Annotated in this window: 20 protein-coding genes; 7 read left to right on the plus strand and 13 right to left on the minus strand. The window is 71.1% G+C overall.

From position 1 onward, the window contains the following. The 5 genes from VGH85_20295 to pgl form a co-directional block, all read left to right on the plus strand. The coding region (locus tag VGH85_20295) for a transaldolase family protein (GenBank protein ID HEY2176153.1) at positions 1–361 on the plus strand (361 nt) is incomplete at its 5' end. Further along, entirely contained in the window at positions 358–1,947 is a 1,590-nt protein-coding gene (locus VGH85_20300; protein HEY2176154.1) for a glucose-6-phosphate isomerase, read from the plus strand. The genes VGH85_20295 and VGH85_20300, both read left to right, overlap by 4 nt. Further along, on the plus strand, positions 1,944–3,491 hold the full coding sequence (gene zwf, locus VGH85_20305; protein HEY2176155.1) for a glucose-6-phosphate dehydrogenase: 1,548 nt from the start codon (positions 1,944–1,946) through the stop codon (positions 3,489–3,491). Before VGH85_20300 ends, zwf begins: the two co-directional genes overlap by 4 nt. 34 nt (positions 3,492–3,525) lie before the next feature. Then, positions 3,526–4,521 carry a glucose-6-phosphate dehydrogenase assembly protein OpcA gene (locus VGH85_20310; protein ID HEY2176156.1) on the plus strand — a complete coding sequence of 332 codons (996 nt, stop codon included), beginning with the start codon at positions 3,526–3,528 and terminating at the stop codon, positions 4,519–4,521. A 25-nt stretch (positions 4,522–4,546) separates the two neighbouring features. Next, positions 4,547–5,326, plus strand: coding sequence for a 6-phosphogluconolactonase (pgl, locus tag VGH85_20315; protein ID HEY2176157.1), 780 nt, complete (start codon positions 4,547–4,549; stop codon positions 5,324–5,326). Between the two features lie 17 nt (positions 5,327–5,343). Here the strand turns inward: pgl and VGH85_20320 are convergent, their stop codons facing one another. From VGH85_20320 to uvrA, 12 genes are all read right to left on the minus strand, one after another. Then, entirely contained in the window at positions 5,344–6,747 is a 1,404-nt protein-coding gene (locus VGH85_20320; protein ID HEY2176158.1) for an FAD-binding oxidoreductase, read from the minus strand. A 31-nt stretch (positions 6,748–6,778) separates the two neighbouring features. Next, positions 6,779–7,225, minus strand: coding sequence for an SRPBCC domain-containing protein (locus VGH85_20325; protein ID HEY2176159.1), 447 nt, complete (start codon positions 7,223–7,225; stop codon positions 6,779–6,781). A gap of 177 nt (positions 7,226–7,402) precedes the next feature. Further along, complete coding sequence (locus tag VGH85_20330) at positions 7,403–7,747, minus strand: RNA polymerase-binding protein RbpA (protein ID HEY2176160.1); 345 nt, start codon at positions 7,745–7,747, stop codon at positions 7,403–7,405. A 130-nt stretch (positions 7,748–7,877) separates the two neighbouring features. Continuing rightward, positions 7,878–8,105 carry a preprotein translocase subunit SecG gene (gene secG, locus VGH85_20335; GenBank protein ID HEY2176161.1) on the minus strand — a complete coding sequence of 76 codons (228 nt, stop codon included), beginning with the start codon at positions 8,103–8,105 and terminating at the stop codon, positions 7,878–7,880. Positions 8,106–8,160: 55 nt separating this feature from the next. Beyond that, positions 8,161–8,928 carry a triose-phosphate isomerase gene (tpiA, locus tag VGH85_20340; protein ID HEY2176162.1) on the minus strand — a complete coding sequence of 256 codons (768 nt, stop codon included), beginning with the start codon at positions 8,926–8,928 and terminating at the stop codon, positions 8,161–8,163. A 27-nt stretch (positions 8,929–8,955) separates the two neighbouring features. Beyond that, positions 8,956–10,152: a phosphoglycerate kinase gene (locus VGH85_20345; GenBank protein HEY2176163.1), complete on the minus strand. Its 1,197-nt coding sequence runs from the start codon at positions 10,150–10,152 to the stop codon at positions 8,956–8,958. 4 nt (positions 10,153–10,156) lie between these two features. After that, positions 10,157–11,167 carry a type I glyceraldehyde-3-phosphate dehydrogenase gene (gene gap, locus VGH85_20350; protein ID HEY2176164.1) on the minus strand — a complete coding sequence of 337 codons (1,011 nt, stop codon included), beginning with the start codon at positions 11,165–11,167 and terminating at the stop codon, positions 10,157–10,159. Between the two features lie 149 nt (positions 11,168–11,316). Continuing rightward, positions 11,317–12,297 (minus strand): DNA-binding protein WhiA, encoded by a 981-nt coding sequence (gene whiA, locus VGH85_20355; GenBank protein ID HEY2176165.1) that lies wholly within the window; start codon positions 12,295–12,297, stop codon positions 11,317–11,319. A 25-nt stretch (positions 12,298–12,322) separates the two neighbouring features. Next, on the minus strand, positions 12,323–13,306 hold the full coding sequence (yvcK, locus tag VGH85_20360; protein ID HEY2176166.1) for a uridine diphosphate-N-acetylglucosamine-binding protein YvcK: 984 nt from the start codon (positions 13,304–13,306) through the stop codon (positions 12,323–12,325). A gap of 3 nt (positions 13,307–13,309) precedes the next feature. Then, complete coding sequence (rapZ, locus tag VGH85_20365) at positions 13,310–14,200, minus strand: RNase adapter RapZ (protein ID HEY2176167.1); 891 nt, start codon at positions 14,198–14,200, stop codon at positions 13,310–13,312. Continuing rightward, entirely contained in the window at positions 14,197–16,197 is a 2,001-nt protein-coding gene (gene uvrC, locus VGH85_20370) for an excinuclease ABC subunit UvrC (GenBank protein HEY2176168.1), read from the minus strand. The genes rapZ and uvrC overlap by 4 nt, the downstream gene beginning before the upstream one ends. Positions 16,198–16,363: 166 nt before the next feature. Continuing rightward, positions 16,364–19,360, minus strand: a complete 2,997-nt coding sequence (gene uvrA / locus VGH85_20375; GenBank protein HEY2176169.1) for an excinuclease ABC subunit UvrA — start codon at positions 19,358–19,360, stop codon at positions 16,364–16,366. Between the two features lie 207 nt (positions 19,361–19,567). On the opposite strand from uvrA, the gene VGH85_20380 reads away from it, so the two are divergent. Further along, positions 19,568–20,161: an MBL fold metallo-hydrolase gene (locus VGH85_20380; protein ID HEY2176170.1), complete on the plus strand. Its 594-nt coding sequence runs from the start codon at positions 19,568–19,570 to the stop codon at positions 20,159–20,161. A 137-nt stretch (positions 20,162–20,298) separates the two neighbouring features. Then, positions 20,299–21,162: a hypothetical protein gene (locus tag VGH85_20385; protein ID HEY2176171.1), complete on the plus strand. Its 864-nt coding sequence runs from the start codon at positions 20,299–20,301 to the stop codon at positions 21,160–21,162. Here VGH85_20385 and VGH85_20390 read toward each other — a convergent pair. Then, the gene (locus tag VGH85_20390; GenBank protein HEY2176172.1) at positions 21,092–23,224 is read right to left on the minus strand and encodes a DUF2156 domain-containing protein; all 2,133 of its coding nucleotides are present in this window, start codon (positions 23,222–23,224) and stop codon (positions 21,092–21,094) included. The two genes, VGH85_20385 and VGH85_20390, sit on opposite strands and share 71 nt — an antisense overlap. Position 23,225 lies beyond the last annotated feature (1 nt).

A 23,225-nucleotide genomic window follows, 5' to 3' on the forward strand; every position in this document is an offset into this window, starting at 1 on the left:
CCGCTGGAAGGCCCTGGCCGCGGCCGGCGCGAAGACCCAGCGTCCGCTGTGGGCGTCGACCGGTGTGAAGGACCCGAGCTACGACGACACCCGTTACGTCGTCGAGCTGGTCGCCCCCGACGTGGTGAACACGATGCCCGAGGCGACCCTGGTGGCCGTCGCGGACCACGGCAAGATCCGCGGCGACACGGTGCACGGCACCTACGAACAATCGAAGGCCGAGCTCGACGCCCTCGCGGCGATCGGTATCGAGTACGACGATGTGGTCAAGGTGCTCGAGGAGGAGGGCGTGAAGAAGTTCGACGACTCGTGGAAGGGTCTGCTCGACACCCTGGCCGGCCAGCTGAGGGCGGCCCGGTGACGGCACCGGTGCAGGTCGACCTCGACGGCTTCACCGAGGCGGCGGCGACCGTCGCCGCCGAGGCGATCGCCGCCGACGTCCCCGCGAAGCTCGCCGCCGGCGACCCCGACCTGTGGGGCCCCGACGCCCGATCCGAGGCGGCCATCCGGCTCGGCTGGCTGAGGCTGGATGAGTCGTCCCGGGAGCTGCTTCCCCGGCTGGCCGCCCTGCGGGCCGACCTCGAGGCCGAGGGCATCGATCGGATCGTGCTGGCCGGGATGGGCGGCTCGTCGCTGGCTCCGGAGGTGATCACCCGCACCGCGGGCGTCGACCTCGTCGTCCTCGACACCACCGACCCCGGGCAGATCCGGGCGGCGCTGACCGATCTGGACCGCACCCTCCTGGTGGTGTCGTCGAAGTCCGGCGGCACGGTCGAGACCGACAGCCACCGGCGTGCCTTCGCCGACGCCTTCGCCAAGGCAGGCCTGTCCGCGGAAGAGGTCGGCCGGCGCTTCGTCGCGGTCACCGACGCCGGCTCGCCGCTGGAACGGCTCGCCAAGGACAGCGGCTTCCGAGAGGTCTTCCTGGCCGACCCCAACGTCGGGGGGCGCTACAGCGCCCTGACCGCATTCGGCCTGGTCCCCTCGGCGCTCGCCGGCGCCGACGTCACAAGTCTGCTCGACGACGCCGCGGCGGTCTTCCCCTCGCTCGCCGCCGGCGAGAACAACCCGGGCCTCGACCTCGGTGCCGCGATCGGCGCGGGCTACGCCGCCGGCCGGGACAAGGTGTCCATCGCCCCCACACCGACCGCGGACGCGGTGGGCCTCGGCGACTGGGCCGAGCAGCTGATCGCCGAGTCCACCGGCAAGAACGGCCGCGGCGTACTGCCCGTCGTCGTCGAGTCCGTCGACGCCGCCGGCGCCACCGGACCGGACCTCCTTCCCGTCGCGGTCGGCCAGGCCACCGGACCCCGGGTCGCGATCAGCGGTCCGCTCGGTGCTCAGTTCCTGGTCTGGGAATACGCCACCGCGCTCGCGGGCCGGGTGATCGGGATCAACCCGTTCGACCAGCCCAACGTCACTGAGTCCAAGGACAACACGAAGCGGATCCTCGCCGACGGAATCCCACCGACGAAACCGGCCGCGACCCACGGCGCCATCGAGGTCTACGCCGACGACTCGCTCGCCGAGGGCACGCACGACGTCCGCGGAGTGATCCACCGGCTGCTCGCCACCGTGCCGGACCGCGGTTACCTCGCCGTCATGGCCTACCTCGACCGCCTGGCCGACGCGTCGGCCGCCAACACCCGGGCGATACTGGCGGGGACGACCCCGCACTCGGTCACCTTCGGGTGGGGACCGCGCTTCCTGCACTCGACCGGGCAGTACCACAAGGGCGGCCCGCAGGTCGGGGTGTTCCTGCAGATCACCGGCGCGGTCCAAGAGGACCTCGACATACCCGGCGAGCCCTACACTTTCGGCCAGCTGCAGGCCGCGCAGGTCGCCGGCGACAGCCAAGCGCTGGCCGGCCGCGGACGTCCCGTTGTACGACTGCATCTGACCGACCGTCGGGCCGGTCTGGGCCAGCTCATGGAGGCCATCGCGTGAGTGAGGCAATAACCGTCGCCGAGCGACCGGACAACCCGCTCCGCGACACGCGGGACCGCCGGCTCCCCCGGGTCCCGGAGCCATGCGCCCTGGTCGTCTTCGGCGTCACCGGGGACCTGGCGCGCAACAAGCTGATGCCGGCCGTCTACGACCTCGCCAACCGGGGGTTGCTGCCGACCGACTTCGTGCTGCTGGGTTTCGCCCGCCGCGACTGGGACCACGGCGACTTCGAGCAGTTGGCGAAGAACGCCGCCAAGCAACACGCGCGCACACCGTGGCAGGAAGAGACGTGGAACCGGCTCTACGGCAACATCAAGTTCGTCTCCGGGTCGTTCGACGACGACGACGCGTTCGACCTGCTGGCGCAGACGCTGCGCGACCTCAGCGAGTCGCACGGCATCCAGGGCAACGCGGCGTTCTACCTGTCGATCCCCCCGGCGATGTTCCCCACGGTGCTCAAGCAGATGGACCGCACCGGCCTGTCGGACAACAAGCGGTCCGGCGGCTGGCGCCGGGTCGTGGTGGAGAAACCGTTCGGCCACGATCTGGCCAGTGCCCGTGACCTCAACCGGCTGGTCGACGAGGTCTTCACCGCCAAAGACGTCTTCCGGATCGACCACTACCTCGGCAAGGAAACCGTCCAGAATCTGCTGGCGCTGCGGTTCGCCAACATGCTCTTCGAGCCGGTGTGGAACTCCAACTACGTCGACTCCGTGCAGATCACGATGGCCGAGGACGTCGGCATCGGCACCCGCGCCGCGTTCTACGACCGGACCGGTGCGGCACGCGACGTCATGCAGAACCACCTCTTCCAGCTACTGGCGCTGACGGCCATGGAGGAGCCGGTCGAGTTCTCCGCCGACGCCATCCGCACCGAGAAGCTCAAGGTGCTGCGTGCGGTGAGCCTGCCCACGGACATGGAGCGCTACGCCGTACGCGGCCAGTACGACCAGGGCTGGCTGGCCGGTGAGCGCGCGGTCGGCTACCGGCAGGAGAAGGACGTCCCGCCGGACTCGACGACCGAGAGCTACGCCGCGGTCCGGTTCGGGGTCGAAACCCGACGCTGGGCGGGCGTCCCGTTCTACCTGCGCACCGGGAAACGCCTGCCGCGCCGGGTGACCGAGATCGCGCTGTCCTTCCGCCGGGCGCCGCACCTGCCCTTCGACGCCACAGACACCGAGGAGCTCGGCCATAACCAGCTCGTGGTCCGGGTGCAGCCCGACGAGGGCGTCACGCTGAAGTTCGGCTCGAAGGTGCCGGGCAGCACGATGGAGGTCCGCGACGTCGCGATGGACTTCCTCTACGGCGAGGCGTTCACCGAGTCCAGCCCGGAGGCCTATGAGCGGCTGGTGCTCGACGTGCTCCTCGGCGACGCCACGCTCTTCCCGCGCAACGACGAGGTCGAGGAGTCCTGGCGGGCGATCGACCCGCTCGAGGCCTTCTGGCAGGACCATCCGCCGGCGCCCTACCGGGCCGGCGAGTGGGGGCCGCGGGAGGCCGACGAGATGCTCGCCGGCGACGGCCGGCAGTGGAGACGACCATGACGCGAACTTCCGCATTGCGATCAGGGAATCGGCGATGACCACACTTTGGGACACCACCGGCACCCAGGTCGTCAAGGCGCTCGCCGCCGAACGACGCACCGGCGGCGCCATGACTTCCGGCTGTGCGCTCACCCTGATCGTCGTCGTCGGGGAGCGCGACGTCGCCGAGGCCGAGGCCGCCGCCACGACCGCGGCGTCACACCATCCGTGCCGGCTGCTGGTGGTCGTCCGGCGCGAGATCGACGCGCCGGTCCCGCGGCTCGACGCGGAGGTGCTGATGGGCGGCCGGCTGGGTCCCGGCGAGGCCGTGGTCATGCGCATGTACGGCCGGCTGGCACTGCACGCGGAGTCGGTGGCCCTGCCGCTGCTCGCCCCCGACGTCCCGGTCGTGACCTGGTGGCACGCCCCGCCTCCTGACCTCATCGCCCACGACCCGCTCGGCGTACTCGCCGACCGACGCATCACCGACTCGTCGCGGGCCGTCGACCCGATCGCCGCCCTGCGGCGACGCGCCGCCGACTACGCGCCCGGCGACACCGACCTGGGCTGGACCCGGATCACCCCGTGGCGCGGTCAGCTCGCGTCGGCGGTCGACTCCTGCAACCACCGGCTCACCGGCGCGAGCGTCCTGGGTGAGCCGACCGATCCCAGTTCCGCCCTGCTCGCCGGATGGCTCGGCAGCCGGATCGGAACGGCGGTGCCGCTCACCGCCGACGGCGGTCCGGGCGTCACCGAGGTGGCCATCGACCTGGCCGACGGCGAGCAGATGACCATGCACCGCGGCCAGGACGGGCGCGGACTGCTGCGCCGCGAACGCGAGGCCGAAGGCAGCGTCGTGTCCCTGGCCGACCGCGGCATCGGCGAGCTGCTCGCCGAGGAGCTGCACCGCCTCGACGCCGACGAGATCTACGCCGACGCGCTCGGCGCGGCGACCGGCTCGGTCGGCCTGGGCGATCGGCCGGCCTTGCGTACCCACGTCTGGCGCGACCCGGCGGAGGCCCCCGAGCCGGCATCGGCCACCGGGCCGTGACCGCGCCGTCCGGCCAGGAGCGTCGGTGAGCAGCCCCGAGGTCGTCGTCCACCGCGACGCCGACCTGCTGGCGAAGGCGATCGCCGCCCGGGTCGTCACGAGGTTGGTCGACGCCCAGGCCGCCCGGGGTAGCGCGTCGGTCGTGCTCACCGGCGGTCGCCTCGGTACGGCGGTGCTCACCGAGCTGCGCACCAATCCGGCCCGCGACGCGGTGGACTGGCCGCGGGTCGACGTGTGGTGGGGCGACGAACGCTTCGTGCCGGCCGACGATCCCGAGCGCAACGACCGGCAGGCCCGCGAGGCCCTACTGGACTCGATTGCGCTCTCCCCCGAGCGGGTGCACCCGTTCCCCGCATCGGATGGACAGTGGGGCAACGACCCCGAGGCGGCCGCCGCGGCCTACGCCCGCGAGCTGGCCGCCGCGGCCCGGCCGGAGGACCACGGCGACGTGCCGCGGTTCGACGTGCTCATGCTCGGCGTCGGCGAGGAGGGCCACACCGCGTCGATCTTCCCCGAGTCACCGGCGGCGTACGACGAGCGCTCGGTCGTCGCCGTGCACGGCTCGCCCAAGCCGCCACCGATCCGGCTCACCCTCACGCTGCGGGCGATCAACACGGCCACCGAGGCGTGGCTGGCCACCACCGGTGCGGAGAAGGCTGCCGCCGTGGCGATGGCCCTCGGCGGCGCCGGTGCGGTGCAGGTGCCGGCGGCCGGGGTCCGGGCCCGGGCCCGCACCCTGTGGCTGCTCGACCGGGCGGCCGCCAGCCGGCTCCCCGCGTCGGTCGTCCGGCTGCCGCTCGCCTGACGCGAGCGTCGACCGGACTAGGCGGTCCGTGTCGTACGCACCGGGTGGCCGGAGACCAGCGTCGAGGCCTCGTCATACCTCGTCTTGGCGCGGGCGAGACGCTGCTCGTCCTCGGCGCAGAAGAAGGCGGCCGGATGGTCGGGATGCTCGGCGAAGTTGGGGTAGCTGAGCTCGGAGCGCCACGGGGCGACGGCATCCTGGATGGCCCGGATCCGAGTGAGAGCGGCCTGTTCCGCGGCACGGTCCATCGTCAGGGCCACGGCGAACCCTGCGTAGGCCCCCGGCATCGTGGCGAGCGCTCCGGCGTCGCGCGCCGCCCGGCCAAGCGCGCCGCCCACGTGGCGGAGCTCCACCGACAGCAGCGGCGAATCGGTGCCGGCTCCTGCGACCGCGAGAAGGGCGTCGAGTGCCTCAGGCGGGAACTCGCGGAGCTGGAAGCCGTCCCCGATGGCGGGCACCGGGAACTCCGGGTCCATGTGCATCTTGGCGAGCTCGGCCGCCGGAATCGTCGTCACGGTGTCCATCACGGGCCCCAGGGCGCGCAGCGGCGCGATCAGCTCGTCGCCGTCGTGGCTGTTCCCGAGGAAGGCGAACTCGAGGACGGCGAAGTTGCCGCCGCGAAGCGGCTCCGGGATCACCGGAAGCGGCGGCAGGCTCAGCAGCCGGCCGCACGACGTGACCTCCTCCGGCGCGTCCTGCGTCCAGGCCTGCCAGGCACCCAGGACCTCGCGGGCCCGCTCCATCGGCCAGAACAGTGTGCCGGCGTAGACCTCGGCGACCGGATAGAGCCGGAACTCCAGCGCGGTGACGACGGCCATGCTGCCGCCGCCGCCCCGGATGGCCCAGAACAACTCGGGGTGATGCTCGGCGTCGATCCGCAGGACCTGCCCATCGCCGGTGACCACCTCGGCGGCAACCACCGAGTTGGTGGCCAGTCCATACTTGCGGCCCAGCCAGCTGAGCCCGCCCCCGAGGGTGTAGCCGGTCACGCCGACGTCGGGCGACGAGCCGGCCAGGGCGGCGAGACCGTGCTCGGCGGCCAGTTGGCTGACCTGCGACCACACCGCGCCGGCCTCGGCGCGGGCGGTGCCCGCGACCGGGTCGACCGTCACGCGGTCGAGCGCGCCGGTGCGGATCAGGATGGTCTGTTCGAGATTGGGGGCGAGGGTCGTCGCGCTGTGCCCGGTGCCCTGCGCGGCGACCCGGAAGCCGTTCGTGCGCGCGTAGCGGATCACCGCGGCGATGTCGGACGGACCCTTGACAGGTACGACGGCGGCGGGCCGCTGGTCGGCGTTGAGGATCCACCCCGTGCGGGCGTCGTCCCAGCGCGGATCCTGCGCGGTGATGACGTCACACTCGAGCCGGGCGGCCAGACTCGAGTGGTCGACCGGTCGGGCGGCGTGGCGCGCAGAAGAGGTCATGAGGAACGGTTCCTTCCGGTGGGCGATGCGGTCAGGCGGGGGTCCGGCGGACGATCGGTCGATCGCTGTCGAGGTAGGTCTCGAGATTGCCGAGCAATCGGTTCCACACGCCGTCGGCAGCCGGCCCGGCCGGGCACATCTCGTCGTGCAGGAGCGTCACCCGGGTCAGGCCGCAGCCGGCCGCCTCGAGCTCCCACGACAGCCAGCTCAGGCTGTCATCGCCGATCGTGTCGTCGCCGCCACAGCTGACCGGGCTGCCGACGCCGTAGCTGAGCCGGCGCGGCGGGTCGCAGACGAGCACGCTGCCGACGAGGCGGTCCGGTCCGGCACCGGTGATCGTGACGGCCGCGCCGGGTTCCCAGGTGGAGTCGATGCGCAGGCCGAAGAAGAACGCCGGAGTCCGGCACGGGTCGGTCAGGGCGCGCCACACCGTCGTCTGGTCCGCCGCGACGGAGATGCCAAAGCGTTCGGTGTGCATCGACCAACCCCCCTGGCCGCCGATCGTGGCAGCAGGCCGCCTGTCCTACCGGCGGTTCGGGGTTACTTGGGCACAGTGGCGGCGCACCGGTCCGCTAGTCGGCGGGGCCACCGATCGCCCGGTTGGGGCCACCTCACACAGAGGTGTTCACACGTCACCCGATGGAGAAGGGTGCGGTCAGCCGCCGGTGCGCTTGTTGCGCAGCCGGGCCAGCGCCTCATCGAGGATGGCGGCGCCGTCGGCATCGCTGCGCCGCTCCCGGACGTAGGCAAGGTGGGTCTTGTAGGGCTCGTTGCGCGGCACCGCGGGCGGGGTGTCCTTCGTCTGGCCGGCCGGCAGCCCGCACCGGGGACAGTCCCAGGTATCCGGGATCGCGGCCTCCTCGGCGAACGACGGCAGCGTCTCGTGCCCGTTCGCGCACCAGAACGAAATTCGCTGACGGGGTGCCGACTCGCCGCGCTCCGCCTCGCCCATAGGTCCGGCTCCGACGCGGCTGCCTCGGATCGCGTTGCCACCTGCCACGGTGTGGCTCTCCTTCGTACGACGGATGGAACGGACCCCCGGCTGCTCAGTCTAGTGCCGACTCGCGATACGCGACATGCCGGCAGCCGTTGACCGTCAGGTCAATTGTCGAGCGGCTCTCGTCGGGCGGTCATTTGTACAACAGGCCCAGGAGCACGATGCACACCGCCCAGATCAGACCGAGCACGACGGTCAGCCGGTCGAGGTTCTTCTCCACGACCGAGGAGCCCGACAGCGACGATGACATCCCGCCGCCGAACATCGACGAGAGCCCGCCGCCCTTGCCGCGGTGCAGCAGCACCAGCACCACCATGCCGAGGCTGGTGATGATCAACACGACGGACAGTGCAAGGATCATCGACGCTGCGTAGCCTTTCGTGGTCGATCCGGGAGGTTCTCCGCGTAACTCGAGGTTACCCGACGGCCTCGGCGGCGCGGCGACAGATGCCCGCGAACTCCTCGCCGTCCAGGCTCGCCCCGCCGACGAGGGCGCCGTCGATGTCGGGCTGCGCCACGATCGCGGCCGAGTTGTCGGCCTTCACCGATCCGCCGTAGAGGACGCGGACACCGTCGGCGAGGTCGCCGGTATAGAGGTCGGCGAGGGTGGTGCGCAGCTCGCCGCACACTTGCTGCGCGTCCTCCGGAGTGGCGACCTTGCCGGTGCCGATCGCCCAGACCGGCTCGTAGGCGAGGACGATCTCGCGCGCCTGCGCGGCGGGCACCTCCTGGAGCGCGGCCCGCAGCTGGGTGCAGCAGTGCTCGACGTGCCGGCCTTCCTCCCGCACGTCGAGACCTTCGCCCACGCACAGAATCGGGATCAGTCCGTGGGAAAAGGCGGCGCGCACCTTGGCGTTGACGAGGGCGTCGTCCTCGTGGTGGTACTGCCGGCGCTCGGAGTGGCCGACGACGACGTAGGAGCAGCCGAGCTTCGCGAGCATCGGTCCGCTGATGTCGCCGGTGTAGGCCCCGGCGGCGTGCGGCGAGAGGTCCTGGGCGCCGTACTCGAGCAGCAGCTTGTCGCCGTCGACGAGGGTCTGCACGCTGCGTAGCCCGATGAAGGGTGGCAGCACCACGACCTCGACGTCGGTGAACACCTCCTCGGTCAGGCTGAAGGCGATCTTCTGCACCAGCGCGATCGCCTCGAGGTGGGTGAGGTTCATCTTCCAGTTGCCGGCGATCATCGGCCGCCGGGCGGGCTTCTTCGCCACTCAGGACTCCAGTACGGCGACGCCGGGCAGCGCCTTGCCCTCGAGGAATTCCAGCGACGCGCCGCCGCCGGTCGAGATGTGGGTGTACGCGCTCTCGTCGAGGCCGAGAGCGCGCACCGCCGCGGCGGAGTCACCGCCCCCGACGACCGTCGTACCCGGGCATTCGGCGACGGCCTGCGCCACGCCCTTGGTGCCTGCCGCGAACGGCGCCACCTCGAACACGCCCATCGGACCGTTCCAGAAGACCGTGCGGGCCTTGCCGAGCTCGTCGGCGAAGAGTGTGACGGTCTCCGGCCCGATATCCAGGCCCATCTCCTCGACGGGGATGCTGATCGCCTCGACCGTCTTCGGCACCGAGTGCGGACTGATGTCGGCCGCGACGACGATGTCGACCGGCAGCACGATCCGGTCACCGGCCTCGGCCAGCAGCCGCCGGCAGGTGTCGATCTGCTCGGTCTCGAGCAGCGACGCCCCGACCTCGTGACCCTGGGCGGCGAGGAACGTGAAACACATCCCGCCGCCGATCAGCAACCGGTCGACCTTCGGCAGCAGCGCCGAGATCACGCCGAGCTTGTCCGAGACCTTGCTGCCGCCGAGCACGACCACGTAGGGCCGGTCCGGCGACCCGGTCAGCGTGCTCAGCATCTGCAGTTCCCGCAGCACCAGGTCACCGGCATGGTGCGGCAGCCGCAGGGCGACGTCGTAGACGCTGGCGTGCTTGCGGTGCACCGCGCCGAACGCGTCGTCGACATAGGCACCGCCCGCGCCGACCAGCCCGGCGAGCGCGTCGGCGAACGCGCCGCGCTGCGCGTCGTCCTTGCTGGTCTCCCCCGCCTCGAAGCGGACGTTCTCCAGCAGCGCCACCGATCCGTCGGCCAGCTCGGCGACCACCGACCGGGCGCTGTCACCGACGACGTCGGCGGCACAGGTCACCGGCCGGCCGAGGAGCTCACCGAGCCGAACGCCGACCGGACGCAGCGAGTACTGCGGGTCGGGAGCACCCTTCGGCCGACCGAGGTGCGCGGTGACCACCACCCGGGCACCGGCCTCGGCCAGCCGCCCGATCACCGGGAGACTGGCGAGGATGCGGCCGTCGTCGGTGATCCGGCCACCGTCCATCGGGACGTTGAGATCGGAACGGACGAGGACGTGCCGGCCCCGCACACCCTCGGCGAGCAGGTCGTCGACGGTCTTCATGTCCTCAGGACAGCTTCGACGCGACCAGGGCGATGAGGTCGACGAGCCGGCTGGAGTAGCCGAACTCGTTGTCGTACCAGCCGACCACCTTGACCTGGTTTCCGATCGCCTTGGTGAGTCCGGCGTCGAAGATGCAGGAGGAGGGGTCGCCGACGATGTCGGAGGAGACGATCGGGTCCTCGGTGTAGCGCAGGTAGCTCTTGAGCGGGCCGTCGGCGGCCGCCGCCTTGGCGGCCGCATTGACCTCCTCGACGCTGGCCTCTCGGCTCAGGGTGACCGTGAGGTCGGTGGCCGAGCCGGTGATGACCGGCACCCGCAGCGCGTAGCCGTCCAGCTTCCCCTTCAGCTGCGGCAGCACCAGGCCGATCGCCTTCGCCGCACCGGTGCTGGTCGGGATCACGTTGACCGCCGCGGCCCGCGCCCGACGCAGGTCCTTGTGCGGGGCGTCCTGCAGGTTCTGGTCCTGGGTGTAGGCGTGGATCGTCGTCATCAGGCCGCGCTCGATGCCGAACGCGTCGAGCAGCACCTTGGCCATCGGCGCGAGGCAGTTCGTCGTGCACGACGCGTTGGAGATGACGGTCTGCGACCCGTCGTACTCGGAGTCGTTGACCCCGGGCACGACCGTGAGGTCCTCACCCGTGGCCGGCGCCGAGATGATGACCTTCTTCGCGCCGCCCTCGTCGACGTGCTTGCGCGCGTCGGCGGCCTTGGTGAAGAAGCCGGTGGACTCGAGGACCACGTCGACGCCGAGGTCCTTCCACGGCAGCTTGCCGGGGTCGCGCTCGGCCAGGATCTTGATCGTCTTGCCGCCGACCTCGATGCCGTCCTTCGTGGCGCGCACGTCCTGGGGCAGCGGGCCGAGCACGGTGTCGTACTTGAGCAGATGCGCCATCGTGGCGACGTCACCGAGGTCGTTAGCGGCGACGATCTCGATGTCGTGGTCGCTGGCCTGGACGGCCCGATAGAAGTTACGGCCGATGCGGCCGAAGCCGTTCACGCCGACGCGGATGGTCACGCGGTACTCCTCGGATACGGCCGCCGACCGGCGGCGATGATCGAACGGGTGCTGAAAACGGTCAGGTCGGTCAGAGCGAGGCGACGTTGCCTCGGCTTCGACCCTAATGCGTGCGGCCCCGGGCCCGTGAACGGGCCCGTACACCTCGGTCAGGAGGTCAGCATGTCCGGGGTGACGCTCGCCTCGGTGTCCGGGACACCCAGGTCGGCCGCCCGTTTGTCGGCGAGAGCCAGCAGCCGACGGATCCGCCCGGCGACGGCGTCCTTGGTCATCGGCGGGTCGGCAAGGGCGCCGAGCTCCTCCAGCGATGCCTGCTTGTGCTCGAGCCGGAGCCGCCCGGCCAGGAGCAGGTGGTCGGGGGCGTCGGGGCCGAGGATCTCCAGCGCGCGGGCGACCCGGGCGCCGGCGGCGACCGCGGCCCGCGCGGAGCGGCGCAGGTTGGCGTCGTCGAAGTTGGCCAGCCGGTTGGCGGTGGCCCGCACCTCGCGGCGCATCCGGCGCTCCTCCCAGGCCAGCACCGACTCGTGCGCACCGAGCCGGGTCAGCAGGGCGCCGATGGCGTCGCCGTCGCGCACCACGACGCGGTCGACGCCACGCACCTCCCGCGCCTTCGCGGCGATGCTGAGGCGGCGCGCCGCCCCGACCAGCGCCAACGCCGACTCCGGGCCGGGGCAGGTCACCTCCAGCGCCGAGGAGCGACCAGGTTCGGTGAGCGAGCCGTGGGCGAGGAACGCACCCCGCCACGCGGCCTCGGCGTCACAGGTGCCGCCGGAGACCACCTGGGGCGGCAGGCCGCGCACCGGCCGGCCCCGGACGTCGAGCAGGCCGGTCTGGCGGGCCAGGCCCTCGCCGTCGTTGCTGACCCGCACGACGTAGCGGCTCCCCTTGCGGATTCCGCCGCCGGCGAGGACCCGTACGTCGGAGACGTAGCCGTAGACCTCGCTGATGTCGCGGCGCAGCCGGCGGGCCACCGACCCGGTGTCCAGCTCGGCCTCGACCACCACCCGCCCGCCGATGATGTGCAGTCCCCCGGCGAACCTCAGCAACGTCGAGACCTCCGACCTGCGGCAGCACGTCTTCGTCACCACAAGCCGGCTCAGCTCATCCTTGACCGCGGCCGTCATCGCCATATGCCCTGCCTCCCCGTGTCGCCTGTCACATCATTGCCCCGCCGAACACCTGCCGGTACGCCTCGGCCAGCAGCCGGGGGTCGTGCCGGGCCGTACCGTCCGCCGCGGCGACCGGCGCGAGCACCAGTCGCGCTCCGAGCCGGCGGACCGTCGCGGCTAATCCACCGCCACCCGCCGTGGACGCCGCGTCCGCCACGACCGCGTCGATCCGCAACTTCGGGGCGTGCGCGCAGAGTACGTCCAGATGCGTCTCCGGGGAGAATCCATCCGTCTCCCCCGCCTGCGGCGCGAGGTTGAGCGCCACCACCCGCTGCGCCCGCGTCTCGGCGAGGGCCTCGGCCAGCTCCGGCACCAGCAGGTGCGGCAGCACGCTGGTGAACCACGAGCCGGGGCCCAGCACGACGAAGTCGGCGTCGCGGACGGCCTGCACCGCCGGACCGCACGCCGGCGGGTCGCGCGGCACGACCGAGACCGACAGCACCCGGCCGGGCGTGGTCGCGACGGCGACCTGTCCGCGGATCAGGCGGGTCGACATCGGGTCGTCGTCGATGCCGGCCACCTCGGCGACGATCTCGAGCGGCACCGTGCTCATCGGCAGCACCCGGCCGATCGCACCGAGCAGCCGCCCGGTCAGGTCGAGCGCGGCCACGGTGTCGCCGGTCAGCTCCGCCAGCCCGGTGAGCAGCAGGTTGCCGACCGGGTGCCCGGCCAGCGCACCCGTTCCGCCGAACCGGTACTGCAGCAGGTCCCCCCACGTGCGTCCCCACTCGTCGTCGCCGGCGAGGGTGGCGAGGGCCATCCGCAGATCGCCCGGGGGAACCGCCGAGAGCTCCCGACGGATCCGGCCGCTGGAACCACCGTCGTCGGCGACCGTGACCACGGCCGTCAGCCGTTCGGTCAGCATGCGGAGCGCAGCAAGCGACGCAGCGAGGCCGTGCCCGCCACCCAGTGCCACCACCCGCGGCCCGTCGGCCACGGCGGTGACTGTCGGTGCGGTCTCCTCGGTCACGGGTCACTCCCTGCCCAGGTCGCGGTGGACGACCTCGGCGTGCACCTCGTCCTGCTCGAGGCGCGCGGCGAGCTGTTCGGCCATCGCGACCGACCGGTGCTTGCCTCCGGTGCAGCCGACGGCCAGGGTCAGGTAGCGCTTGCCCTCCCGCTGGTATCCGGCCCCGACGAGCTGCAGCAGCGTGTGCAGGAGGTCGAGAAATTCGCTGGCGCCGGCCTGGCTCAACACGTAGTCGCGGACCTCCGGGTCGCGCCCGGTCATCTCGCGCAGCTCGGGGATCCAGTGCGGGTTGGGCAGGAACCGCACGTCGACCACGAGGTCGGCGTCGACGGGCAGGCCGTACTTGTAGCCGAAGGACAGCACCGTGGCGCGCAGCGGCGGGGTCGCGTCGCTCCCGAACGCCGACTCCATCTTGTGCCGGAGTTCGTGCACGTTGAGCACGCTCGTGTCGATGACCAGGTCGGCCTCACCGGCGATACCGCGCAGCAACTCGCGCTCGGCCTCGATGCCGTCGATCAGTCGACCGGCGCCCTGCAGCGGATGCTGCCGCCGCACGTTCTCGAAGCGGCGGACGAGGACGTCGTCGCGCGCCTCGAGGAAGAGGACCCACGGCCGGTTACCCAGGCGGTCGAGCTCGATGATGACGTCGCGCAGGTCGGCGGAGAACGCCCGGCTCCGGACGTCGACGACGATCGCGATCCGGGTGACGGCGCCTTTCGACCGGCTGCCGAGCGCGACCATCGTCGAGATCAGTTCGGGCGGGAGGTTGTCGACGACGAAGTAACCGAGGTCTTCCAGGCATTTCGCGGCCGTGCTCCGACCGGCGCCGGACAGCCCGGACACGAGGACAACCTCGATGCCGTGCGGTTCGTCGTCCCCCTCGCGGACCGTCATCCCCCACCATCGCTGACTGAGCCGGACCGCGCGACCTCGTCGTCGACTATTTCCCCGGTCGCCGGGTTGACTGCCGGCGTCTCGGTATCGTCCTCGACATGCAGCGCCGCGACAACCGATTCGGCAATACGGGGCCCGATTCCGTGTACGCCGGCAATCTCGTCGACGGTTGCGGCGCGTAGCCGCTTCAACGATCCGAACCGCGACAGCAGCGCCTTGCGACGTGTTTCACCGAGACCCGGTACGCCGTCGAGCACCGACGCCACCATCGACTTGGACCGCTTCTGCCGGTGGTAGGTGATCGCGAACCGGTGCGCCTCGTCGCGTACCCGCTGCAGGAGGTAGAGACCTTCCGACGTCCTGGGCAGGATCACCGGGTCGGTGTCACCGGGTAGCCAGACCTCCTCGAGCCGCTTCGCGAGCCCACAGAGCGCGACGTCGACGATTCCGAGGTCGGCGAGTGCCTCTGCGGCGGCGGCGACCTGCGGCGCACCGCCGTCGACGACGACGAGGTTCGGCGGGTAGGCGAACTTCCGCGGTCGCCCGGTGTCGGGGTCGATCGGCGTCGCTTCGGGATCGTCCTCGTCGCCGGACCGGATCCGTTCCTCGAGATAACGGCTGAAGCGGCGGTGGACGACCTCCCGGATCCAGGCCGTGTCGTCCGAGCCGTGCGTGCCGCGCACGGCGAACCTGCGGTACTCGTTCTTGCGCGCCAATCCATCCTCGAACACGACCATGCTGGCCACGACGTTGCTGCCCTGCACGTGGGAGACGTCGAAACACTCGATCCGCAGCGGCGCGTCGTCGAGCCCCAACGCCTCCTGGATCTCGGCCAGTGCCCGGCTACGCGCCGTCAGATCGCTCGCCCGCTTCAGCTTGTGCTGGGTGAACGCCTGCTCGGCATTGCGCGCCACGGTCTCCATCAACGCCCGCTTGTCGCCGCGCTGCGGCACCCGCAGCCGCACCCGGCCGCCCCGCCGCTCGGCCAGCCACTCCTCGAGCGCCTCGGCGTCGGCCGGCAACTCCGGGACGAGCACCTCGCGGGGAACGTCCTCGGCGTAGTCGCCGCCGTAGATCTGGGTGGCGAACTGTTCGACCAACTCACCGGTGGTGACGTCCTCGACCTTGTCGACCACCCAACCGCGCTGACCGCGGACCCGGCCGCCGCGCACGTGGAACACCTGGACCGCGGCCTCGAGCGGGTCCTGGGCGAAGGCCACCACGTCGGCGTCGGTGCCGTCGCCGAAGACGACGGCCTGCTTCTCCATCGCCCGGCGCAGCGCGCCGATGTCGTCGCGGAGCCGGGCGGCCCGTTCGAACTCGAGTTCGGCGGACGCCTGTTCCATCTCCGTTTCCATCCGGCGCAGCATCTGATCGGTCTTGCCGGCCATGAAGTCGCAGAAGTCCTCGACGATCCGGCGATGTTCGTCGGCGCTGACACGGCCGACGCACGGGGCCGAACACTTGCCGATGTAGCCCAGCAGGCAGGGCCGGTCGATCTGGCGGGCCCGCTTGAAGACGCCGGCCGAGCAGGTGCGGGCCGGAAACACCCGCAGCAGCAGGTCGAGGGTCTCCCGGATCGCCCAGGCGTGCGCGTAGGGCCCGAAGTAGCGCACCCCTTTGCGCTTGGGACCGCGCATCACCTGCAGCCGCGGATACTCCTCGTACAAGGTGACCGCCAGTGACGGGTAGCTCTTGTCGTCGCGGTAACGCACGTTGAACCGCGGGTCGTACTCCTTGATCCAGTTGTATTCGAGCTGGAGCGCCTCCACCTCGGTGGAGACCACCGTCCACTGCACCTCCGCGGCGGTCATGACCATCTGTCGGGTGCGCGGATGGAGCGCGGTGATGTCCTGGAAGTACGACGACAGGCGGCTGCGGAGGCTCTTCGCCTTGCCGACATAGATGACCCGGCCATGTGTGTCCGAGAACCGGTACACGCCCGGGGACTCCGGGACCGTGCCCGGAGCCGGGCGGTAGGTGGACGGATCAGGCATATCCCGAGCCTATCTCCGCGGCGATCCGCGGTCCGCTCTCGTGCGGGGCGACGTAGGACGCTCTACTCGCAAATGTGCCCTCGAGATGCGAGTACGGCGCACGATGTCGCCGCCGAGGGCGGCGGCGCACCCGCGGTGAGGCTGCACCGCTGGTCGTCTGGCGGTATCAGCGCGCCGCGGTCTTCTTGGTCGCCCGCGCCGCCGACTTCTTGGCTATCCGACCGGCCGACTTCTTGGCTCCACGCTCGGCAACCTTCGTCGCCGCCCGCGGCGCCGGGGTTTTCGCCACCTTGGGCGTCGATTTCTTCACCCGTTCGGGCTTCGCCCGGCCGACCAGCGGCCGCAGGAACTGCCCGGTGTAGGACTCGGGCACCGCGGCGATCTGTTCCGGCGTGCCGGTCGCGACGATCGCGCCGCCGCCCCGACCGCCCTCGGGACCCATGTCGATGATCCAGTCGGACGTCTTGACCACGTCGAGGTTGTGCTCGATCACGATCACCGTGTTGCCCTGGTCGACCAACCGACCGAGCACCCCGAGCAGCTTGCGGACGTCCTCGAAGTGCAGGCCCGTGGTGGGCTCGTCGAGGATGTAGACGGTGCGCCCGGTCGAGCGCTTCTGCAGTTCGGAGGCAAGCTTGACCCGCTGCGCCTCACCGCCGGAGAGGGTCGGCGCCGGCTGACCGAGCCGGACGTAGCCCAGCCCGACGTCCACCAGGGTCTTCAGGTGCCGGCTGATCGCCGGCATCGCCTCGAAGAACTCCGCCGCTTCCTCGATCGGCATGTCGAGCACCTCGGCGATCGTCCGCCCCTTGAAGTGCACCTCCAGCGTCTCGCGGTTGTAGCGGGCTCCCTTGCAGACCTCACACGGCACATAGACGTCGGGCAGGAAGTTCATCTCGATCTTGATGGTGCCGTCGCCGGCGCACGCCTCGCAGCGCCCGCCCTTGACGTTGAACGAGAACCGGCCCGGCTGGTAGCCGCGCACCTTCGCCTCGGTCGTCTCCGCGAACAACCGGCGTACGTGGTCGAAGACGCCCGTATAGGTCGCCGGGTTGGACCGTGGCGTCCGGCCGATCGGCGACTGGTCGACGCCGACCACCTTGTCTACCTCACTGAGCCCCTTCACCCGGCGGTGCCGGCCGGGCACCGTCTTCGCACCGTTGATCGCCCTGGCCAGCGCCGCGTAGAGGATGTCGTTGACCAGCGTGGACTTGCCCGACCCGGACACGCCGGTCACCGTCACGAAGCAGCCCAGCGGGAAGGTCGCATCGACGCCGCGCAGGTTGTGCTCGTGCGCGTTCTCCACGACCAGTTCGCGACCGGGAGTCGGCCGACGGCGCTGGTCCGGCAACGCGATGGACCGGCGACCGGACAGGTAGGCGCCGGTCAGCGACTCGGTGGCGGCTTCGAGCTCGGACACCCCGCCACTGACCACGACGTGCCCGCCGTGCTCGCCCGCTCCCGGACCGATGTCGACCACCCAGTCGGCGGAGCGGATGGTGTCCTCGTCGTGCTCGACCACGATCAGTGTGTTGCCGAGGTCGCGCAACCGCACCAGCGTCTCGATCAGCCGGTGGTTGTCGCGTTGATGCAGCCCGATCGACGGCTCGTCGAGGACGTAGAGCACGCCGACCAGACCGGACCCGATCTGGGTGGCGAGCCTGATCCGCTGCGCCTCCCCACCGGCGAGCGTCCCGGCCGGCCGGTCGAGGGACAGATAGTCCAGACCGACGTCGAGCAGGAACCCGAGCCGGGCGTGGACCTCCTTGAGAACCCGCTCGGCGATCAGCCGCTCCCGGTCGGAGAGCTCGATCCCGCCGAGGAAGTCGGCCAGTTCGGAGATCGACATCGCGGAGATCTCGGCGATGGACCGGTCCCCCAGCGTCACCGCGAGGACGACCGGCTTGAGGCGGGCCCCGCCACACGCCGGGCACGGCACCTCCCGCATGTAGCCCTCGTACTTCTCCCGGCTGTAGTCGCTGTCGGTCTCCGAGTAGCGCCGCTCGATCCACGGCACCACACCCTCGAACGACGCGTAGTAGGCGCGCTCGCGGCCGTACCGGTTGCGGTAGCGCACGTGCACCTGGGTGTCGTGGCCGTAGAGGATCGCCTTCTGCGCCCGCACCGGCAGGTCGTCCCACGGCGTGTCCAGACTGAAACCGAGCGCGTCGGCCAGCGCCTGCAGCAACCGGAGGAAGTAGTCGCTGGTGTGCCCGGAGGTCCACGGCGAGAGCGCCCCGTCGGCCACCGACCGCTCCGGGTCGGGCACCACCAGCTCCGCGTCGACCTCCTTGCGGGTGCCGATGCCGGTGCACTCGGGGCAGGCGCCGAACGGTGAGTTGAACGAGAACGAACGCGGCTCCAGCGCCTCGAACGAGAGGTTGTCGTAGAGGCAGGCCAGGTGCTCGGAGAAGGTCCGCTCGCGGTGCGGATCGTTCTCCGGCAGGTCGACGAGGTCGAGGATGACCATGCCGTCGCCGAGGCCGAGTGCGGTCTCGACCGAGTCGGTCAGCCGGCGCTTGGCGGAGGACTTCGCGGCCAGCCGGTCGACGACCACCTCGATGCTGTGCTTCTCCTGCTTCTTCAGCCGCGGCGGATCGGTCAGCGAATGGACCACCCCGTCGACCCGCACCCGCGAATAGCCCTTGGACTGCAGCTCGCCGAAGAGGTCGACGTATTCGCCCTTGCGACCGCGCACGACGGGGGCGAGCACCTGGAACCGGGTGCCCTCCTCCATCTCGAGCACCTGGTCGACGATCTGCTGCGGGGTCTGCCTCGTGATCGGCCGCCCGCACTTCGGGCAGTGCGGGTGTCCGGCCCGGGCGTAGAGCAGCCGAAGATAGTCGTAGACCTCGGTGATCGTGCCGACCGTCGAGCGTGGGTTGCGGTTGGTCGACTTCTGGTCGATCGACACCGCCGGGGACAGACCCTCGATGAAGTCGACGTCCGGTTTGTCCATTTGGCCGAGGAATTGCCGGGCATACGCCGACAGCGACTCGACGTAACGGCGCTGCCCCTCGGCGAAGATCGTGTCGAACGCGAGGCTGGACTTGCCGGAGCCGGACAGCCCGGTGAAGACGATCAGGGCATCACGAGGCAGGTCGAGATGGACGTCCTTGAGGTTGTGCTCACGCGCACCACGGACGATCAGACGGTCAGCCACGAGGTTCCAGTCGGTAGCGACGGGCGAGAGATCGGGGGGTAGAGGTCGACAGCTCCAATCTAGCGACGGCCACCGACACTTTGTTCCCGAGTGGTCTGCGGGTGGCCCGGTTTGGCCCGGAACGGGCCGGTCGGGCAATCTGAGCATGTGACCTACACCGGCGACGTCCATCCCGGCGGCCCGTCCGACGTCCGTGAGCTCGACACCCTGACGATCACGAAGATCTCCGTCGGCCCCATGGACAACAACGCCTACCTGCTGCGCAGCCCGGCCACGGGCGACGCCGTACTGATCGATGCCGCGAACGAGCCGGACCGGCTGCTCGACCTCGTCCGCGACATCCCGCTCCGCGCGATCGTGACGACCCACCGGCACGGCGACCACTGGCAGGCCCTCGCCGCCGTCCGCGAGGCGACCGGGGCGCAGGTGGTGGCGCACACCCTCGACGCACCCGAGCTGCCGGTCGACGTCGACCGGACCGTCGAGCACGGCGACACCGTCCCGGTCGGGGAGTCGACCCTCTCGGTGATCCATCTGCGCGGGCACACCCCGGGCAGCATCGCGCTGCGCTTCGACCAGCCGGGCGCCCACCCGCACCTGTTCACCGGCGACTCGCTCTTCCCGGGCGGCCCCGGCAAGACCGCCGGCCCCGAGCAGTTCGCCAGCCTGATGACCGACCTCGAGGACCGGGTCTTCGACCCGCTGCCCGACCCGACCTGGGTCTATCCGGGGCACGGCAACGACACCACTCTCGGCACCGAACGCCCGCACCTCGCGGAGTGGCGCGACCGCGGTTGGTGACGCCCGCCCGGGGGTGAGATCCCCCGTTTCGGCTCGCCCGGAGCCGTCGCCGGGCCATGATCGGAACGAGGGTGGGTCGTCGACCGCGCCGGATCCGCGCCGGCCGACGGACCGTTCGGGGAGCGCCGAGGGGTACCGTGTCCGACTTCTATCAGCGGGTGATCGTCGAACCCGGCAGGGCGCCGCTGCTCTTTCTGTTCGCCGCGTTCATCGTGACGTTCCTCTTCACCCGGCTCAGCGTGCGGATGATCCGGGCGGGGGTGTCCTGGTGGCCCGGCAACGTTGCCTCGGGCGGAGTGCACATCCACCACGCGGTTTTCGGGGCCACGCTGATGTTGATCGGCGGGGTGGGGGCGTTCACCCCGGCCGGCGCCAACACGCCTTGGTGGCAGATTCTCGGCATCATGTTCGGCGTCGGTGCCGCGCTGGTGCTCGACGAGTTCGCACTTCTGCTGCACCTCGACGACGTCTACTGGTCGGAGAAGGGGCGCACCTCCGTCGACGCCGTCATCCTCGCCGCCGCGGTGACCGCACTCCTGCTCCTCGGCGCGCTGCCCCTGGGCATCAACGACCTCGGGCCGGCCGAGAGCGCGGCCCGCAGCGAGGCGGTCGCGGTCCTCGTCGTCAACGCCATCCTGGTCCTGATCACGGTCTTCAAGGGAAAGCTGGCCTTGGGAGTCCTCGGGCTTTTCGTCCCGTTCCTCGCCTTGATCGGCGCGATCCGGCTGGCCCATCCGGAGTCTCCCTGGGCACACTGGTTCTACAAGGACGGCTCGCGGCGCCACGAGCGCGCCGAGACGCGCGCGCAGCGCCGTCGGGCCCGCCAGATCCGGTTCAAATTCCGGATCCTCGACACGATCGCCGGTCGGCCCGACCCGGAGGCGGGCGCCGGTGCAGATACCGATCCGGGTACGGCGACGGCCCCGCCGGTCACTCACGCCCCGTCGTCGCCAGCCGAAGGAGATCCCGGGCGTCCGCATCAGGCAGGTAGGCCCGGGTGAGGGCGATTCCGATCCGCGGCAGGTCCGCCTCGTCGCGGTAGACGAGGTACAACGGTTCGTAGCGCGGCTTGAACTTCATCTTGAACGTGTGCAGGGATCGGAAGCCGTAGTAGGGCTCAAGTGCGGCGCCGAGTGCGTCGAGCAGCCGGTCCAGCGTCGTCGCCGCGTGGGCCGATTCGCTGCGTGCCAACGGAGCCGCGGACAGGGAGATGAAGTCCGCGCCCTCGGCCTGGAAAGCCAGGCAGGCCGAGGCGATGAGGTACTCGACCACCGGCCGGAATCCGTCGCTACGGCGGCGCATCACGTCGAGGGTCCAGCCGGCGATCCGGTCACTCCCGTCGTACACCGGCAGCCAGGACGTGACGCCCTGCACCCGGCCGTCGCCGTCGGTCGCGAGCCCGACCCGCACCTGCCGGTCGAGGGCCTCGTCGACGCCGCCCAGGGTGAAGCCCATCTCGGGGAGTCCCTTGTCCCCCACCCATTCCTCGGAGATCTCCCGCACCTGGTGGATCACCGCGCGCGGTTCGTCGGCGAGTGCCACCAGTCGGTATTCGATGCCCTCCTTCTTCGCCCGGTTGAGCGCGGTGCGCACGCCCTGCCAGGACTTCCCGCGGAACTCGAGCCCGGCGAGGTCGATCACCGTGTCCTCGGCGACCTGCAGCGACTGCCAGCCGATCTCCTCGGCCGCCGCCGCGACCGATGCACCGACCGAGAAGAGGCACGGGGTGAGTCCGGCCGCGTCGCACATCGACGCGAAGGACCGGACGGACGTCAGCCGGGCGGCCCGGAGCCCGACCGGGTCACCGAGTCCGAGCGCGACACCGGCCTGCACCCGGTAGGCGACGTAGGCCTGGGTGCCGTCGCCGCCGAAGTAGGAGTTTGCCGGCCAGGTCGTCATCCACGACAGGTGGTCGCCGCCGTGCCGGCGTAACAGCGCGACCGCCTCGTCACGGTCGACCGCGCCGGGGACCCCGCGTCGCCGCCGTCGCCGCCCCGGTACGGCGAAAGCATGTCGCCCGGCAATGAGCACCAGCAGCATGCCGGCCCACAGCACTCCGTCGGCGACGAACAACGGCTCGCCGCCGACGTCGATGTTCGGGTTCGGCCCGGGGATCGCCCCGGCGACGATCAGGAGCACGGCCGCGAGAAGGGCCAGGGCGACGAAGAATCCGGAAAAGCCGACGGCCCACCGCCAGGCCACCCGTCGCCCGCGCCGCAGCCCGTTGACCAGGAGTGCGGTCACGACGAGCACGACCGCGACCTCGGCCGCGGATCCGCCTGTCCCGGCGGTGGATCCGAGCGGCCCGTTACCCGGGAGCAACCAGACCACGAAGCGGATCCCGGCGATCACGGCGAGCCCGACCGCGGCGATGAGACGCCACTCCCGCCGGCTCGGTCCGGCCCGGTCGTGCGCCGGCACACCGCCGACGAGGCGGTGGCCCAGCGGCAGCGCGACTGCCACCGCGACCGCGTGCTCGAGGTTCGCGAGCGTGCCGACGTAGAGGACCGAGATCGCGACGTAGCCGACGAGTACGGCGCGCACGCGCAGCCGCCACGGCGCCCGGATCCGCGCGGTGACGATGGCGATCGACGCCAGCGCACCGGCGGAGAAGCCCACGTCGAGACCACCGGCGAGCTGGTGCGCCCACGTCCACCCGCTGTCGCGGAAGATCCAGAGGAAGAACGCCGCGCCGACTACGCCGACCAGCTGCCCGCCGACGCAGTACGTCGCCGCCCGCCGGGTCCCGACCTGCCACTCGGTGTATCCGACGAGCAGCGCGAACGACACGATCAGCGGAAGGTAGACGATCGGTGAGATCGCGAACCACGGCCCGGTCACCAACGTCCACCAGCGCGCCTTTTCGAAGGACGGCAGACCGAAGGCGACGTTGGGATACCACGACTGATGCTCGGTGGCGTGCCACAGCGTCGTCGTCGCGGCACCGACGACGAGCAGCGCGACGACGACGGCGACCGTGAAGGGACACCGGCGCAGGATCAGCAGCGTGACGCGTCGGGCAGTTGATGTCGCGCGCTCGCCGGTCGCGGCGTCCGCCGGCACG

The organism is Mycobacteriales bacterium (assembly GCA_036497565.1).
Classification (GTDB): domain Bacteria; phylum Actinomycetota; class Actinomycetes; order Mycobacteriales; family QHCD01; genus DASXJE01.